Source organism: Acinetobacter guerrae (assembly GCF_009372255.1).
Classification (GTDB): domain Bacteria; phylum Pseudomonadota; class Gammaproteobacteria; order Pseudomonadales; family Moraxellaceae; genus Acinetobacter; species Acinetobacter guerrae.
The window spans coordinates 522,444-537,550 of sequence record NZ_LXGN01000001.1 but is presented as its reverse complement, the minus strand read 5'-3'; the positions used below and the strand labels follow the sequence as shown (position 1 = coordinate 537,550).

The 15,107-nt window shown below is 39.0% G+C and carries 10 protein-coding genes and 1 tRNA gene; 8 read left to right on the top strand and 3 right to left on the bottom strand.

Annotated elements, in window-relative coordinates:
• The first annotated feature begins 11 nt into the window (after positions 1–11).
• The 3 genes from A7A69_RS02460 (at position 12) to gyrA (ending at position 4,825) form a co-directional block, all read left to right on the top strand.
• Positions 12–761: an electron transfer flavoprotein subunit beta/FixA family protein gene (locus A7A69_RS02460; protein ID WP_120369509.1), complete on the top strand. Its 750-nt coding sequence runs from the start codon at positions 12–14 to the stop codon at positions 759–761.
• Positions 762–778: 17 nt separating this feature from the next.
• On the top strand, positions 779–1,717 hold the full coding sequence (locus A7A69_RS02455) for an electron transfer flavoprotein subunit alpha/FixB family protein (RefSeq protein ID WP_120369510.1): 939 nt from the start codon (positions 779–781) through the stop codon (positions 1,715–1,717).
• Positions 1,718–2,113: 396 nt separating this feature from the next.
• Positions 2,114–4,825: a DNA gyrase subunit A gene (gene gyrA, locus A7A69_RS02450; protein ID WP_152876146.1), complete on the top strand. Its 2,712-nt coding sequence runs from the start codon at positions 2,114–2,116 to the stop codon at positions 4,823–4,825.
• Between the two features lie 95 nt (positions 4,826–4,920).
• On the opposite strand, the gene A7A69_RS02445 is transcribed toward gyrA, so the two are convergent.
• Positions 4,921–5,298: a MerR family transcriptional regulator gene (locus tag A7A69_RS02445; protein ID WP_152876145.1), complete on the bottom strand. Its 378-nt coding sequence runs from the start codon at positions 5,296–5,298 to the stop codon at positions 4,921–4,923.
• A gap of 98 nt (positions 5,299–5,396) precedes the next feature.
• On the opposite strand from A7A69_RS02445, the gene A7A69_RS02440 reads away from it, so the two are divergent.
• Entirely contained in the window at positions 5,397–8,177 is a 2,781-nt protein-coding gene (locus tag A7A69_RS02440; protein ID WP_152876144.1) for a heavy metal translocating P-type ATPase, read from the top strand.
• Positions 8,178–8,348: 171 nt separating this feature from the next.
• Here A7A69_RS02440 and A7A69_RS02435 read toward each other — a convergent pair whose 3' ends face one another.
• Positions 8,349–9,320 carry an alpha/beta fold hydrolase gene (locus A7A69_RS02435; RefSeq protein WP_152876143.1) on the bottom strand — a complete coding sequence of 324 codons (972 nt, stop codon included), beginning with the start codon at positions 9,318–9,320 and terminating at the stop codon, positions 8,349–8,351.
• Between the two features lie 369 nt (positions 9,321–9,689).
• Here A7A69_RS02435 and A7A69_RS02430 point away from each other — a divergent pair.
• Positions 9,690–9,765 (top strand) — tRNA-Glu (locus A7A69_RS02430).
• Between the two features lie 418 nt (positions 9,766–10,183).
• On the opposite strand, the gene uraH is transcribed toward A7A69_RS02430, so the two are convergent.
• A complete protein-coding gene (gene uraH, locus A7A69_RS02425; RefSeq protein WP_120369514.1) occupies positions 10,184–10,582 on the bottom strand; it encodes a hydroxyisourate hydrolase in 399 nt (132 codons plus the stop codon).
• A gap of 369 nt (positions 10,583–10,951) precedes the next feature.
• Here uraH and A7A69_RS02420 point away from each other — a divergent pair, with 369 nt between their 5' ends.
• The 3 genes from A7A69_RS02420 to A7A69_RS02410 all read left to right on the top strand — a co-directional run bounded on the left by A7A69_RS02420 (position 10,952) and on the right by A7A69_RS02410 (position 15,078).
• Positions 10,952–13,183, top strand: coding sequence for an NADP-dependent isocitrate dehydrogenase (locus A7A69_RS02420; protein WP_152876142.1), 2,232 nt, complete (start codon positions 10,952–10,954; stop codon positions 13,181–13,183).
• 295 nt (positions 13,184–13,478) lie between these two features.
• Positions 13,479–14,420 carry a 5'/3'-nucleotidase SurE gene (locus A7A69_RS02415; RefSeq protein ID WP_152876141.1) on the top strand — a complete coding sequence of 314 codons (942 nt, stop codon included), beginning with the start codon at positions 13,479–13,481 and terminating at the stop codon, positions 14,418–14,420.
• Positions 14,421–14,433: 13 nt separating this feature from the next.
• Positions 14,434–15,078, top strand: a complete 645-nt coding sequence (locus A7A69_RS02410; RefSeq protein ID WP_152876140.1) for a putative periplasmic lipoprotein — start codon at positions 14,434–14,436, stop codon at positions 15,076–15,078.
• Positions 15,079–15,107 lie beyond the last annotated feature (29 nt).

Genomic DNA, 15,107 nt, shown 5'->3' with positions numbered 1-15,107 from the left:
CCGAGGATTACATGAAGGCTCTTGTTGCTGTAAAACGTGTGGTTGATGCCAACGTTAAAGTTCGCGTTAAGCCGGACAATAGTGGGGTTGACCTTACTAACGTTAAAATGTCAATTAACCCATTCTGTGAAATCGCAGTGGAAGAAGCGGTTCGCTTAAAAGAAAAAGGAACAGTATCTGAAATCGTGGTGGTTTCTGTCGGACCTAAAGAAGCGCAAGAACAAATCCGTTCTGCAATGGCGCTTGGTGCGGATCGTGGTATCTTGGTTGAAACAGCTGATGAGATTGGTGCTTTGGAAGTTGCCAAAATTCTTAAAGGCGTTGTAGAACAAGAAAAACCAGAATTAATTCTTCTTGGTAAACAAGCAATTGATGACGACTCAAACCAAGTTGGTCAAATGCTTGCTGCATTACTTGGTGCAGGTCAAGGTACTTTTGCTTCAGAAGTAAAAGTTGATGGCGGAAAAGTTCAAGTGACTCGTGAAATTGACGGTGGTTTACAAACTGTTGAACTTACGCTTCCTGCGATTATTACCACTGACTTACGTTTGAATGAGCCACGCTACGCTGCTCTTCCAAATATTATGAAAGCGCGTAAAAAACCGCTCGATACCAAATCACCTGCTGATTATGGTGTTGCTACAGGGACTAAACTTAAAACAGTTAAAGTTGAGCCACCTGCTGAGCGTAAAGCTGGCGTACAAGTGAAGTCTGTAGACGAACTTGTTGAAAAATTAAAAAATGAAGCGAAAGTGATCTAATACAGAAGGATAAAATCATGAGTATTTTAGTAATCGCTGAACACAACAACCAAGCACTTAACGGTGCAACGTTAAACGTTGTTGCAGCAGCTCAAAAAATCGGTGGTGATATTGCTGTATTGGTAGCTGGTTCTGGTGCTCAAGGTGTAGCAGATGCTGCGGCTAAAGTTGCTGGTGTAAGCAAAGTATTACTTGCAGACAATGCACTTTATGCTAACCAATTAGCTGAAAATGTTGCAAAACTGATTGCTGATGTTGTGAAAGAAGGTGGCTATAAATACGTTTTAGCAGCTTCAACCACAACAGGTAAAAACATTTTGCCACGCGCTGCGGCATTGCTTGATGTGAGCATGATTACAGATATTATTTCTGTTGAATCTGCAAACACATTTAAGCGTCCAATTTACGCAGGTAACGCAATTGCAACTGTTCAATCTGATGAAGCAGTGATTGTAGGTACTGTACGTGGTACAGCATTTGATCCTGTTGCTGCTGAAGGTGGTTCTGCTGCGGTTGAAACTGTTGGTGAAGCGGCTGATGCTGGTGTTTCTTCTTTCGTTAATGAAGAAATTGTAAAACTTGATCGTCCAGAATTAACTGCTGCACGTATCGTTGTTTCTGGCGGTCGTGGTGTCGGTTCTGGCGAGAACTATCATAAAGTTCTTGATCCATTAGCGGACAAACTAGGTGCTGCACAAGGTGCATCACGTGCTGCCGTTGATGCTGGTTTCGTTCCAAACGACTTCCAAGTTGGTCAAACAGGTAAAATCGTTGCGCCTGATCTATATGTTGCTGTGGGTATCTCTGGTGCGATTCAGCACTTGGCAGGTATGAAAGACTCTAAAGTCATTGTTGCAATCAACAAAGACGAAGAAGCACCAATCAACAGCGTTGCTGACTACTGGTTAGTTGGCGATTTGAACACTGTTGTACCTGAATTGGTATCTAAGCTTTAATTCGTTATTGAATTAAGTTTATGAAACGCTCTTGTGCAAGCAGTTAAAGCGATGCTTTACTGTTTTGCTCAGGGCGTTTTTTATTAGAAATGATAAAAATAATATGGTTTTGGCTATTTTGCTGTTAAATATTTCACAAATTTTATAAAACAATGTGCGCTAAGTATTTGATTTATTCCATTGCTAATTAAACTTTGGAACTGTCTGTTTTTTCAGCATAAATTTACTCAAATATTAAAGGGTAAGCTGTATTAATCCATCACATTCTCCGCATGATTTATGCTATACTTTCTTGCTATGTTTTTTACTTTTAGTTCAGCTTTTTGAACTAAGTTTTGCGAGATTAATACATAAATTGTGGCTAGCTTTTGCTTTGCTGCATAGAAAGGAGTATGCATGAGCGTATCGGAAATCCGACCGATTGCCATTGAAGATGAGTTAAAAAACTCATATCTCGATTATGCAATGAGTGTAATTGTTTCACGTGCATTACCTGATGTGAGAGACGGCCTGAAACCAGTTCATCGTCGTGTGCTCTATGCGATGCACGAGCTAGGTAACGATTATAATAAAGCTTATAAAAAGTCTGCTCGTGTGGTGGGTGATGTGATCGGTAAATATCACCCGCATGGTGATACTGCTGTTTACGATACCATTGTTCGTATGGCACAGGATTTTAGTCTCCGTTATCTTTTGGTTGATGGTCAGGGTAACTTTGGTTCTGTCGATGGTGATAGCGCTGCGGCGATGCGTTATACCGAAGTCCGTATGACAAGACTTACTCACGAGTTATTGGCAGATCTTGAAAAAGATACAGTAGATTGGGTCGATAACTATGACGGTTCAGAACGTATTCCTGAAGTTTTGCCAACGCGTGTTCCTAATTTATTAATCAATGGTGCTGCGGGTATTGCTGTCGGTATGGCAACCAATATGGCGCCGCATAACTTGAATGAAGTGATTCATGCATGTCTTGCCTATGCAGATAATCCGAACATTTCAATTGAAGGATTGATGGAACATATAACCGGCCCTGATTTCCCAACTGGCGGTATTATTTATGGTAAGTCAGGTATTGTAGATGCTTACCGTACAGGTAAAGGTCGTTTACATATTCGCGGTAAATACCATTTTGAAGAAGATCAGAAAACAGGTCGTACTACGATTGTTTTCACAGAAATTCCATATCAGGTCAATAAAGCACGTGTGATTGAACGTATTGCTGAATTGGTGAAAGAGAAAAAACTGGAAGGAATTTCTGAGCTTCGCGATGAGTCTGATAAAGATGGTATGCGGATCGCGATTGATTTGAAGCGTGGTGAAAACGCAGAAGTTATTGTTAATAACCTGTTTTTAAATACTCAATTAGAAAATTCTTTTAGTATCAATATGGTATGTCTGGATAACGGACAACCAAAATTAATGAATCTAAAAGATATCATTGCGGCATTTATTCGTCATCGTCAGGAAGTTGTGACGCGCCGTACCATGTTTGAATTGCGTAAGGCACGTGAACGTGGTCATATTTTGGAAGGTCTCACTGTTGCCCTTGCCAATATTGATGAAATTATTGAAACCATCAAAACTTCTGCAAATCCAGCAGAAGCGCGTGAGCGTTTGCAGGCGGGCGAATGGGCAGGTGGTGGTGTCACTGCTTTACTTGAAAAAGCGGGTGCAATTTCAGTACGTCCAGATGAAATCGAAGGTGAGGATCCAAATCGTCCATTTGGCTTGTCTGGTTCTACTTATCGTTTGTCACCGACACAAGTTGCAGCAATTCTTGAACTTCGCCTACATCGTTTAACGGGTCTTGAACAAGACAAGTTACATGCTGAATATACTGAGATTTTGGGTCAGATTGCTGAACTTACAGCCATTTTAAATGACTTCAATTTATTGATGGGTGTGATTCGTGAAGAACTTGCACAAATTCTTCAACAATATGGTGATGCACGTCGTACCGAAATTATTGAATCTCGTATTGATTTCTGCCGTGAAGATTTGATTCCAGAAGAGCAAGTGGTATTGACTGTTTCTCAAACAGGTTATGCCAAGACACAGCCACTTTCAGACTATCAGGCACAGCGTCGTGGTGGTCGTGGTAAATCTGCAACCTCGATGAAAGATGATGATATTATTCAGCATCTTATCGTGGCATCGAATCATGCAACCGTATTGTGCTTTACCAATGTTGGTAAGGTCTATCGTTTGAAAGTGTTTGAAGTACCGCAGGCTTCTCGTGGAGCAAAAGGCCGCCCAATGGTCAACTTATTGCCACTAGATGCCAATGAAACCATTACTGCAATTTTACCTTTAACTGAATTCCTCGAAAATCACTATGTCTTCATGGCAACAGCTTCAGGAACGGTAAAACGTGTAGAACTTGAACAGTTTGCAAATATTCGTTCAAATGGTTTACGTGCCATTGAGTTGAACGAAGAAGATACGTTGATTGGGGTTGCCATTACAGATGGTCAACAACAAATCATGTTATTCTCGAACGAAGGTAAAGCGATTCGTTTTGCCGAAACCGATGTTCGTGCAATGGGACGTACCGCCAAAGGTGTACGTGGTATGCGCGTGACTTTGGCTGCGACGCTTGATGCTGATGATACAGATATTGAAAATGACGATTCAGATGAAAATGATGATTCAGATTCAAATCTTGTGACTCGTATTGTATCGTTGGTCGTTGTGCCAGAAACAGGTGAAGTCTTATGTGCTAGTGCCAACGGCTATGGTAAGCGTACACCTGTAGATGATTTCCCAACCAAAAAACGTGGCGGTAAGGGCGTAATTGCAATTAAAACTTCTGAGCGTAATGGTGAATTGGTGGGTGCGGTTTCGATCGATGAAACCAAAGAGCTAATGTTGATTTCGGATGGTGGCACATTAGTCCGTACACGTGCAGCAGAAGTAGCAACGACTGGGCGTAATGCACAAGGTGTTCGTCTCATTCGTTTAAGTGATGGCGAAACACTAGTTGGTGTTGTTTCTATCGAAGCAGTCGAAGAAGATGATGAGATTCCTCAGTTGATAGAAGAGGAAGCATCTGAAACTCAACCAGAAGATTCAGTTTCACAAAATGATGATATTACTGAAGAATAATTAAGTGACTGTCATCGCGTAAAAAAACCTGAGTTTTCGGACTCAGGTTTTTTTATTTTAGTGAGCTAGTCATACTCAAAATATTACTAAACTGCTTACTGTTTTAAATCTAACAAAATAGGGCAACAATCTGCTTTTGTCGATTTACACTCATTAACCCAACTGCTTAGACGTTGTTTTAGACCTTGTAACTCTTGAATTCGAAGATCAATTTTTTCAAGACGCTGTTCAATGACATGGCGAACTTGTTCACGATCATTCAGTTGTAACTGTAAAAGTTCTTTAATCTCGGTGAGCTGTAAACCAGCATCTTTGGCTTTTTGTACGAAACTCAGAGTTTCTATATCTTGATCATTATAATAACGGTAATGATTGACCGCTTCTGGAGTACGCATGAGACCAATACGTTGATAATAACGAATCGTTTCAACATTTAAATTTGCCTGTTTAGCGAGTTTTCCAATGGTCAGCATGCGCGATACCTCTCATTTGTATAAATAAAAAGCTTGACTCCGTACCTAGGTACAGAGTTTATCTTAACACAATCATATAAAAATACGAGAACATCGCCATGACTGAGCAAAAGCAAGCTGCCTGTTGTTCCAAGCCTAGTGCAGAACCTAACACAATCGTTCACACTGATCCTGTATGCGGTATGACAGTGCCTGAGGGAAGTCAGCATTCTATTGATCTGGATGGAATTCGATATTTATTTTGTTCAGCCAATTGCAAACAAAAATTTGAACAAAATCCTGAAAAATATCTGAATAAAAAAGATGAGTCTGTTAAACCTAGCGGTGGGCCAGATCATACTGTAAAGACAGAACAGCCAAAAAAAAGTTGCTGTGCAAATAACAGTGCTCAAACAAATTCGATAGCATCAAGTTGTGGATGTGCGAGCAAAGAACAGTCTAAACCTGTTTCGAGTTGCTGCGGTCATGAGTCAAAACCGTTAGATCAAAAAGCCGAAAAAAACCAAACATCCGCTAAGTCATCTTGTTGTGGAACTTCAGTTCAAGCAACTGCCCCAAAAAGCCAAAGTTGTTGTGGCGGTGGGGATCATCAGCATGGCGATCATGAAAATAGTCAAACAGAAATAGATCCTGTTTGTGGCATGAAAGTGAGTATGAACAGTCCCTTACACACTCATTATCAGGGGAAAGAATACTACTTTTGTAATCCTTCTTGCCTAGATAAATTTAAAAGCGATCCTGAAGAGTATTTGATTCCATTTGATGAACGTGCTGTACCTGAGGGCGCAATGGATATTGATTATACCTGCCCAATGGATCCTGAAATTATACAAAAAGGACCAGGAACTTGCCCGATTTGCGGCATGGCTTTAGAGCCAATGCAGCCAACGCTAGATGAAGGCCCAAATCCTGAGTTGGTTGATTTTAGTAAACGTTTCTGGACAACATTGCCTTTAACTTTATTGGTTGTCGTGTTGGCAATGGGGTCGCATATCCATGCTTTTATTTCATCGAATATCCAACCCTGGATTGAATTAGTTTTAAGTATTCCCGTTGTGCTGTGGGCAGGTTATCCATTTTTACAAAGGTGTTGGACTTCGTATAAAACCCGTCATTTAAATATGTGGAGTTTAATTGGAGTCGGTATACTTGCGGCGTTTATCTATAGTGTCATCGCGACTATTTTCCCATCTATGATTCCAATGGAAGCTAAAACAGGGCATGGCGTTGCGGTATATTATGAAGCGGCTTGTATGATCGTTTCTTTAAGCTTACTTGGGCAAATTATGGAGCTTAAAGCCCGAGCGCAAACAGCCGATTCTTTAAGAGCCTTATTACGTTTACAGCCACATAAAGCCAAGCGTGTTCATGATGACAAAGTTGAAGAAGTAGACATTAGTCAGATTAAGGAAAATGATATTTTACAGATTTCTTCTGGTGAGCAGATTCCATTAGACGGCATCGTCATTGAAGGAACTACTTATGTCGATGAGTCTATGATGACGGGTGAACCTGTACCTGTAAAAAAACAATTAGAAGATAAAGTTATCGGAGGAACGGTCAATCAGCAGGGCAGTATTCGTATTCAAACCACTGCGGTTGGAACCAACACCACATTGTCAAAAATGATTCAGGCAGTTGCGGAGGCACAACGTTCAAAAGCACCACTTCAACGCATTGCCGATGTTGCCGCTAAATACTTTGTCATGGCTGTACTCTCGATTAGTGTCATTACTTTTGTAGCGTGGATGTTGTTTGGACATGCGCAATTTGATCTGGCTTTAATGTGTGCTGTAGCCGTTTTAATTATTGCTTGTCCATGTGCATTAGGTCTTGCAACGCCCATGTCGGTCATGGCAACGACAGGTCGTGCTGCCCAAAAAGGAGTGTTGTTTAAAGATGCCGAAGCGATTGAAGCGCTAAGTAAAGTCAATGTGCTAATCATTGATAAAACAGGAACGCTTACAGAAGGGAAACCAAGCCTCAAGCAGATTCATTTATTGGATCAATCACTGGAACAAAAGACAGTTGAAATTTATATTGCATCTATTGAGCAATATTCCACTCATCCAATTGCACAAACATTGACGAAAATAGTAGATGCTGAACATTTACTTAAAGTGAATGACTTTGAAGATGTCACAGGCTTTGGAGTAAAAGGTCAATTTGAAGGGCAAACGTATTATGTAGGTAGTCAGAAACTGGTTGATCAGCTTGGATTAAAGCTTGATGCATCAGTGATTTCTGAATTGGATCAACTTCGTGAACAAGGTGATGTGATTAGTTTTCTGATGAATAAGAAAGCCGTACTGGCCTATATTGTGATTCATGATGCCATCAAAGAAAATGCGAAAGCCGTCATTGATCAACTCCATCAAGATGGTATTGAGGTCATTATGGCAACAGGTGATCACAATAAAAATGCACAAATGGTCGCGAAGCAATTAGGAATTGAGCATGCCTATGGTGATTTAGACCCTAAACAGAAGTTGGAGATTGTAAAACGCTATCAATCACAAGGCAAAGTGGTGGCAATGGCAGGAGATGGTATTAATGATGCACCTGCTTTAGCTCAAGCTGATGTCGGTATTGCAATGGGTACAGGTACTGATATTGCCAAACAGACCGCGCAGATTACTTTGGTGAAAGGTGATATTCAAGGCGTTGCTCAAGCCGTACATATGGCAAAGCAAGGCGTGAAAAACATGAAACAAAATTTGGCGTTTTCATTTATCTATAATGGCTTGGGTGTGCCAGTTGCAGCAGGGATTTTTTATCCATTAACTGGTTGGTTATTGACGCCGATGTTTGCGGCGATTGCGATGTCATTAAGTTCATTATCTGTAGTGCTCAATGCTCTAAGATTACGCAAACTTTAAAGCGAGATAAGTTTGATAAAATTTTAGAGACATGAAATTGTCATCTGCAATTGTCTACGCCTGACCTACATCTGCCATGCATTGTTTTTACGAATGATTTGATAAATGGTAACTTCAGGCGAGTTTTGCAGATGACGCTAGTTTACCTATTTCATGTTAACCCCAATCCAATCATTTATGTTTATTTAAAAAGATTAGGTATTGCTGCGCTAGAATTTGATCTGCTTCTAAAATTGGCATATGCCCAACACCTTTTAAAATTAAAGGCGCTTCGGCATTTTTCAATAAATCTTTTAACTCTTGTGCGGCTTCAACATTAATAATTTTATCTTTGTCTCCCCAGACGATGTACGTGGGTACATCGATGGACTTGGCGGCGATTGCAAAGGTTTCTGGAGTATAAACTTTGGACATGGCTACCAGTTGATCGACCATGTGCTGTGTACTTTGCGACTGAGAAATCATTAATTTTTCTTGTTCTGATTTTAACTCGGTCGGAATAAACGGTGGAGAGGCTGTGACTAATTGGAAGAGTCTGTCAAAATCTCCAGATTTTTTAACAACTAAGTCATTCAATAGTGCGGGATTTTTTAAATAAGGCGTATTGGCTGTTTTAAATACACCAGCACTATCAACTAACAATAATGATTTGGTTTCTGTTGGATATTGTGCTGTATATAAAAGTGCAATGGCACCACCCATGCTATGACCTGCGATATTAACATCTTTTTCAAAATGTCCAGCTTCAGCAAAACGTCTTAATTTTTCAGTTAAGTTGGGAATGGATAGATCAAAATCATCTGCGACTTTGGTATCTCCTTGCGAAGGTAGGTCTGGAATAATCACATGATAATTTGGAGTCAGGTAACGCGCTACTCGATTCCAATTGTCACGGCTACCTGCTAACCCATGAACCAGAATAATCGTGGGTTTCGATGTTTGACCACCTTCACTATATACCCATTCAATTTCACCGACTTTTAATTTTTTGGTTTGCAATCCAGCCCATGTTCGCTCTTGTTGCAGAACATTTTGGATATTTATACTAGGTGCAGCGATTGTAGTATTTGAATAAGTGATAAGTGCTGTTGTGCTGATGCTTAAACTCAGGGCTAAACATAAGTTAGATAATCTTCGCTTCAATTTAATATTCTCCATTTTCTTCTTTTGTGTTATGAGTTTATATAAAAGTGACGTGCGAAACATTTGCAGCAATTAAAAAATAAAGAAAATAAAGGTGAATCGAAAATTTTAATATGAAATAAATGAGCCTTTGCAGTTTGAAAAAGATGTATTGGATAAATTTTAACTTTTGTAAGAATTAATAATACTAGACTTCGAGTGAATAGATATTTTTCTCACAAGACCTTAAACGGTCAGGTTGGGGTAGAATTGACAAAGTTTTATGCTGTTGATTTAATTTTAAACGTTCAATTAATTTTTCTAATTTTTATAGTCAAAATTGTTTGACAGGCTCCAAAAATCACCCTAATATACGCCCACCTCTGAAACGTCCCTATCGTCTAGAGGCCTAGGACATCGCCCTTTCACGGCGGTAACCGGGGTTCGAATCCCCGTAGGGACGCCAATCTATTTATAATTATTATCATAATTGAGTCGTAAACTTTAATTAATTAATTCCGCCTTATTTCTGATCATCTGATATTTTCATAAACTAATTGCTCGCATACCTTAGTATCGATACGTAATTTCAGTTTGATATTTTTTTTTACGACCAGTTAGCGTAGTCAAGATGCCAGATCTGAAATGTCATAAGGCATTATGGAATGATTGTTCGCAAATAGCCTAAATATGTATAACAGTCAAATTATAACAATATAAGTAATAGCATTATATTTGACTTCCCGTCGACTCAGAAAAGAAGCATTTTTATCCGAAATAAATTCCTTAGTAGGAATTGGTGATCAGAAAGCCGATATAATTTGGTTTTAGAATGATCATATTCTCTTGGGAAATCTCATCTTTTCATTTTAAAGGTGAGCGTATCAATTGCCTCGATAAGTTGAATAACCATAAGGACTTATAAGTAAGGGAATATGATAATGCTCGACTGCACCATCAATAACGAATACGACTGGTACCTCTGGGAAAAAAGAGCGTTGATTGTGTTGGCGAAACCAATCTCCCGTTTTAAAAGTTACTCGATAAATACCCTTATCTAGAGCCTTGTCTTCAGGATAAAGCGCAGTGATTCGACCGTTTTCATCTGTCTTTGCCTGATTAATTTGAACCCATTTTTCGCCTTGTTGTGCTTCAAGTACAACATTAACATCTGAGGATGGAAGACCATTTTCAAGATTCAGTACATGTACACTTAAAGGATTTTGGGCAAATGTAAATGTTGTTGCGGCTAGGCTGAACGCGAAAAGTGCTGTCTTATACACAGTTTTTTACCAGAAATTAAATCATTCATTTTATTCTAAGATCTTATTTATATAATTTTTATAGAAAATATGTAAATTTAGATCTAAAAAATATTGAGATAGCTATTGAAATACCAAATTTCGTCTCCATGTAAAGCATGTATTGATGTCTAACGGTTTATTCAAACTAAAAAAATAACAAATTTAACGAATAAGAGCTGCGAAAATTTGCTCCTATTATTTTCTGGCGAAATGTCGTTATCACTGGATATTACGTTGACTGAAATGCAATGAGAGTCGATACTCTCAGGGTTTTATTTAAGCAAATCGGTTCGCAGGAGAGGGTCACAAGCTTTTTCCTCACAACTCAATCCAAAGCAGGAGATATATATGGCTGGTGGAAAGTCAACAATCATTTACACACTGACCGATGAGGCGCCTCTATTAGCGACCTACTCACTGCTTCCAATCATTGAGACTTTTACCAAGCCAGCTGGCATTGAGATCGACAAAAGCGATATCTCTGTGTCTGCACGCGTACTCGCAGAGTTCTCTGAATACCTAAAAGATGAGCAGAAAGTACCAAACAATCTTGCAGAGCTTGGTCGTCTTACACAAGATCCTGATACAAACATTATTAAATTGCCAAATATCAGTGCTTCGGTAGGTCAATTGACTGCATGTATTAAAGAATTACAGTCAAAGGGTTATGCAATTCCTGATTATCCTGAAAATCCGACTACAGATGAAGAAAAAGCACTGAAAGCACGTTATAGCAAATGTCTAGGTTCTGCTGTAAATCCTGTGTTACGTGAGGGTAACTCTGATCGTCGTGCGCCTGCTGCGGTGAAGAACTACGCCAAAAAACATCCGCATTCAATGAGCGAATGGAAGCAATGGTCTCAAACTCATGTTTCACATATGGAAGAAGGCGACTTCTATCATGGTGAAAAATCATTGACACTTGATCGTGCGCGTAAAGTGAAAATGGAGCTGATTACCAAGACTGGTGAAAGCATTGTGCTTAAACCAGAAGTTGCTTTGCTTGATGGTGAAATCATCGACTCAATGTTCATGAGCAAAAAAGCGCTTTGTGACTTTTATGAGAAACAACTTGAAGACTGTCGTGAAGCAGGCATTTTGTTCTCGTTGCACGTTAAAGCAACCATGATGAAAGTGTCACACCCGATTGTATTTGGTCACTGCGTCAAAATTTACTATAAAGATGCATTTGAAAAACACGGTAAGTTATTTGACGAGCTTGGTATCAATGTCAATAACGGTATGGCAGGTCTTTACGAAAAAATCGAAACATTGCCGACTTCATTACGTGAAGAAATTATTGAAGATTTACATGCATGTCAGGAGCATCGTCCTGCATTAGCAATGGTAGATTCAGCTAAAGGGATTACCAACTTCCATTCGCCAAACGACATTATTGTCGATGCCTCTATGCCGGCTATGATCCGTGCTGGCGGTAAAATGTGGGGTGCAGATGGTAAACAGTATGATGCTAAAGCAGTCATGCCTGAGTCAACTTTTGCCCGTATTTATCAGGAAATGATTAATTTCTGTAAATGGCATGGTAATTTTGACCCACGTACCATGGGTACGGTGCCAAACGTAGGCTTAATGGCACAAAAAGCTGAAGAATACGGTTCTCACGATAAAACTTTTGAAATTCCTGAAGCTGGTGTTGCCAATATTACCGATATTGAAACAGGTGAGGTTTTACTGTCTCAAAATGTTGAAGAAGGCGATATCTGGCGTATGTGTCAGGTAAAAGATGCGCCAATTCGCGACTGGGTAAAACTTGCAGTTACTCGTGCGCGTAACTCTGGTATGCCTGCTATTTTCTGGCTTGACCCATACCGTCCACATGAAAATGAATTGATCAAAAAAGTTGAAAAATACTTGAAAGATTATGATACGGCTGGACTTGATATCGAGATCATGTCACAAGTTCGTGCAATGCGTTATACGCTTGAGCGTGTAGCACGTGGTTTGGATACAATTTCTGTAACTGGTAACATCTTGCGTGATTATCTCACAGACTTGTTCCCAATTATGGAACTGGGTACTTCTGCCAAAATGCTGTCTATTGTTCCATTAATGGCGGGCGGTGGTATGTATGAAACTGGTGCAGGTGGTTCGGCGCCAAAACATGTACAACAGTTGGTTGAAGAAAACCATTTGCGTTGGGATTCTTTGGGTGAGTTTCTTGCGCTTGCCGTTTCACTTGAGGAACTGGGTATCAAGGAAAACAACGAACGTGCGAAGTTACTTGCTCAAACTTTAGATCAGGCAACGGGTAAATTACTGGACAATGGTAAATCACCATCACGTCGTACTGGCGAGATTGATAACCGTGGTAGCCACTTCTATTTAGCATTGTATTGGGCTCAAGCACTTGCTGCTCAAGATGAAGATACTGAGCTAAAAGCCAAGTTTGCACCACTTGCTAAAGCTTTGGCTGATAACGAAGACAAGATCGTTGCAGAGCTAGCAGCAGTTCAAGGTAAACCTGCTGATATCGGTGGTTACTATGCGGTAGATCCAGCGAAAGTGGAAGCAGTGATGCGTCCAAGTTCGACATTGAATGCCGCGCTAGAAACGATTTAAGTCAAAATAATATTTGTCATTTTGCCAATATTATGAAAGAAAACCGATGCAAAAGCATCGGTTTTTTTATGGATTGATGAAAATTAAATAAGGAAATATCTAAATTATAAATAAAGGTTGAGATTATTTTGAACACCGAATTTTATAAAAAATTATAAGTATTAATATATATAATTTATTATATGTTCACGGGTTTTTTAAATTTGGTTAAATTAAAATATTGATTAATTGTCATAATTTATAAATAAAAAAACAATAAATTATCACGTGATATATTACTAGCGAAATTATTTAAATGAAAAAGTATTTTATTGGCGGTATTTTGTTGGCTTTACAGACCACACCTGCATTTGCCTTGAATGTATTAATTGTAAATGATGATGGTCTAACCAGTAATGTAAAAGCACTTTATGATGAGTTAAAGGCTAATGGTCATGATGTACTGGTATCTGTACCTTGTTCTCCACAAAGTGGCAGAGCGGGTGCAATTGTTATGTATAGTACTTCTATCATATCAGCTAAAAATGATGAGCAAATAACCAAAGAGAATGGTTGTCATAATGGAGCAGCATCCATCGGCGCACCTTCTACAGGTTCATTTACTAAAGCAGGATATACCAATGGAGACTGGAACTATGCACATGGCACACCTGTAATGGCCACCATGTATGGTCTAGATGTGCTGGCGATTAAGCGTTGGGGTAAAGCACCAGATTTAGTTCTTTCGGGGCCAAATGAAGGGCAAAATGTTGGCAAAGTAGTTGTTCATTCAGGAACAATCGGAAATGTTCAGCTTGCGGCAGCTCGTGGAATTCCATCAATTGCATTAAGTGCTGATGCGAATACTACAGATGATAACCAGTTAAATAATGCAAATTCTAAAATCGTAGCTCAACGTACACTTAGTTTAATTAAAAGTTTACAAAGTAATGCCAAGGGTCTGCTATTGCCAAAAGGAATACCTTTAAATGTGAATTTCCCTGCAAATATAAGCACGACTACGCCTTTCACTTTTTCAAAAATTGGCAGTTATGACCTTTATAATCTTAAATTTGATAGTAAAACTAATAATCTGGGAATAAATGTAACTGCTACGGCCCCAACTACGGCTCAAGCTTCTGATGAAAGCGTTGTTGTAAAAAATAAGATTTCTGTAACGGCAATGCAAGTTGGTTATGAACAACGCCCCGCTGCACAAGAGTGGTTAAAAATTCGCCTTAAAGATTTATTAAAATAACAGGAGAATAATCATGAAGCACTATTGGGTGGTTTTACTCCTGACATTCGGGCTTGCAGCATGTAATAATGATAATAAAGATCAGCAAAATACAAATATAACTCAGAACCTTGCTCCTGATTTAAGTCAAGGCACCTATTCAGTTAGTTTAGAAACAAGTAATGAACTGCCTATGACTGGTAAATATTATTCAGGTTCTGATGGTAATAGACTGTTGATTATGAATAACGATGAAGATCGAGCAGCGATAGTGATGTCGTATGATGCAAAAAGCAAAACATGGCAAACCAATCAGAGTAGCCCAGTCCCTATAAATTTTGCTCATATTGATCAAATCACAGATCAAGCCGTCGATATAGGATCACTTGCTGAAAATTATATATTGTCATTTCCTAGTGATCAGAGTATTCAGCTTGAAATTACTTCAAATGGAGAAATACATTCTAAAGAAAAAAATTGTTCCTTTGCAGGGACAATTATCAAGAGCCAGATGAATAACGTAATAAATTATCAAATACAAAATAATACCTGTGATGTATTAAAAAATAATACAAAAGGGTATCTGGTCATAGATGAGGATTTAAGTCCAGCAAGTTTTAGACTTGTTTCAAGTATTGCTGGATCTCAAGATGGATGGGCATTTATTTCAGGAACTTAAAAAATAGATGCTGATAAATTTTGATTTAT

Bases quoted from the DNA above. Each gene is read 5' to 3' on its own strand.
- A7A69_RS02460 (WP_120369509.1), top strand. From the start codon at position 12: ATGAAGGCTCTTGTTGCTGTAAAACGTGTGGTTGATGCCAACGTTAAA.
- A7A69_RS02455 (WP_120369510.1), top strand. From the start codon at position 779: ATGAGTATTTTAGTAATCGCTGAACACAACAACCAAGCACTTAACGGT.
- gyrA (WP_152876146.1), top strand. From the start codon at position 2,114: ATGAGCGTATCGGAAATCCGACCGATTGCCATTGAAGATGAGTTAAAA.
- A7A69_RS02445 (WP_152876145.1), bottom strand. From the start codon at position 5,298: ATGCTGACCATTGGAAAACTCGCTAAACAGGCAAATTTAAATGTTGAA.
- A7A69_RS02440 (WP_152876144.1), top strand. From the start codon at position 5,397: ATGACTGAGCAAAAGCAAGCTGCCTGTTGTTCCAAGCCTAGTGCAGAA.
- A7A69_RS02420 (WP_152876142.1), top strand. From the start codon at position 10,952: ATGGCTGGTGGAAAGTCAACAATCATTTACACACTGACCGATGAGGCG.
- A7A69_RS02415 (WP_152876141.1), top strand. From the start codon at position 13,479: ATGAAAAAGTATTTTATTGGCGGTATTTTGTTGGCTTTACAGACCACA.
- A7A69_RS02410 (WP_152876140.1), top strand. From the start codon at position 14,434: ATGAAGCACTATTGGGTGGTTTTACTCCTGACATTCGGGCTTGCAGCA.